Origin of the sequence: Lactobacillus sp. UMNPBX17 (assembly GCF_002553735.1) — a bacterium.
In the GTDB taxonomy this organism is placed as follows: domain Bacteria; phylum Bacillota; class Bacilli; order Lactobacillales; family Lactobacillaceae; genus Lactobacillus; species Lactobacillus gallinarum.
The window spans coordinates 1-2,025 of sequence record NZ_PCYT01000116.1 but is presented as its reverse complement, the minus strand read 5'-3'; the positions used below and the strand labels follow the sequence as shown (position 1 = coordinate 2,025).

At 27.3% G+C, this 2,025-nt stretch carries 3 protein-coding genes and 1 pseudogene; all 4 read left to right on the top strand.

The window, feature by feature from the left end:
* On the top strand, positions 1–426 hold a 426-nt coding region (locus CP368_RS10530; protein WP_158227439.1), incomplete at its 5' end, for a hypothetical protein.
* Between the two features lie 57 nt (positions 427–483).
* Entirely contained in the window at positions 484–1,170 is a 687-nt protein-coding gene (locus CP368_RS09750) for a hypothetical protein (protein WP_233185885.1), read from the top strand.
* Positions 1,133–1,738, top strand: coding sequence for an SIR2 family protein (locus tag CP368_RS09745; protein ID WP_098046047.1), 606 nt, complete (start codon positions 1,133–1,135; stop codon positions 1,736–1,738). Before CP368_RS09750 ends, CP368_RS09745 begins: the two co-directional genes overlap by 38 nt.
* 4 nt (positions 1,739–1,742) lie before the next feature.
* Positions 1,743–2,025, top strand: a pseudogene (locus CP368_RS09740) (ATP-binding protein); the annotation flags it as partial.

Here is a 2,025-nt window from a genome sequence, read left to right as displayed (position 1 = left end):
GTATTGCTTTTCTTTATAATCATTGGAGATAATCTTGAGAAGCTTACTATAAATCGAAATATAATTACTTCTAGTTTGGTCATATTAGTCATAAATATAAATAATCTAATTGAAAATCTTAAAAAATATACATATGAGATGAAAGCCAATCCTTATCCGATTAGTTTGGATGGGGTTTCAGAAATGGACGAAGATAATAGTAAAACTTTCAAAACATTAGCACAGAAGAAAGTAGGAGAGAAAGAATACAGAATTTTGAAAAATACCTTTTATCATAGTAAATATTTTGGTGAGCCAAATGTAATGGAAAACAGATATTTTGTTGTACGTGTAGAACACTCACTAATAAATGTTGTTAATCAATCTAATAATTGGGACGAGATTAGGTTTAGCTATGAGCAATTAATTTCTGATAAAGGAAAATAAAAGCATATTTAAGGGCTGGTATAGTTTATAGGAATAATTAGTTAAAGGAAAATAATGATGAGTGATTATAAAAGTATATTGTTCTTTAATAAGAATAAGCGTTATTTAGAATTAACAGAAGAAGATGAGATAAAAGATTTTTTAAATACTCATATAGCAGAGTATGATTCAGATATAGATTTGGACAAAACTAGTGTTGAAGACTTACGTAGAGTCTATGCTAATTTCGTTAAAAGCGATGTTACCAATTTTATACCAAATAGAATTGACAATATTGTACTATTTTTAGGTGCGGGAGCGTCGGTTGTAAGTGGTAATCCTTCTTACGGAAAGACGATGAAAGATCTAAATAAAAAGTGTTTTTCTGCTATAAAGAATAAAAGCTATTGGAAAAATTGGAATGTAAAAAAGTTAGAAAATATATTAAATTTACCACTAAAAGATGTTCAGGATATTGACCTAGAGAAATTGATATCTTATATGAATTTATATATTAAGTTAAATTTTAAAGAAAAAACTAGCCACAATTCTAATTTTTATAGAATTAAAGAGATTAGAGATCAAATTTATGAGACTATCAAAGTTAATGTTAGTTATAACTATGATAATACCAAGATGAATCATATAGCTGTAATTAATGATCTTAATGATAGACTATCACATGAATCCAAATTAAATATTATAACTACTAATTATGATTTAATGGTTGAAGAGGCCTGCATTAGATGGCTATACAATATTTGATGGATTTACTTTTGAACGTAATCCTATCTTTGATGCAGATATGTTTAATTGGAATTTAGTGAAGTCAGTGCCTAATTTAAATACCAAAGAAAATATTTATAGAAAAAAGGTTATGAATTTGTTGAAAATACATGGCTCAATTGATTGGTTTAGGGGTGATGACCAAAAGATTCATAGAGGGATGACTAGTAATAAGAAACCGCTAATGATCTTCCCAAGTTCTAATAAATATATGCAGAGCTACGAAGACCCATATTTTGAGTTGTTTACAGAATTTCAATCTTTACTTAGGCGTTCTAATACTTTATTAATTACTTCTGGTTTTAGTTTTGCAGATAATCATATTGCTCAAATGATAATGGACGCTCTTAGAAATAATGAATCTTTAAGATGTTTAGTAACGGATTATGATATTGGAAAAATAAAGGATAGGGAGACATATTATAAAGAGAAAGAGAATGATAATTGGAAGAAATTGAGAGAAATGGCAAGTAATACTAAATCTATAGTCTTCTTAAAAGCAACAATGAATGATAAGGAACATGGATTAGATTATTATTTAGGGTAACAATATGAGTCTTATAGATAACTTTTTTCACAATAAATTGAACGATAAAGCTGAAGAAAAAAATAATTTTTATTTAGGTAAGGTTTCTTCTGTATATGGTTCAACTTTTACTTTTCAAACTGAGAATATGGATCTAATTAAGTACAGATTTAATGATGAAAGTGTATTTATTCCAGGTACTATAAATTATTTTGTATTAGTTGAAAGTGACCAAGGAGTATTTATTGGCCAGGTTTATAAATCAGAAATAAAAAATAATGGTTCTGTACATTCAGCGTTACTTAATG

What these genes read in the sequence shown, in the direction of transcription:
- CP368_RS09750 (WP_233185885.1), top strand. Translation starts at nt 484, where the DNA reads ATGAGTGATTATAAAAGTATATTGTTCTTTAATAAGAATAAGCGTTAT.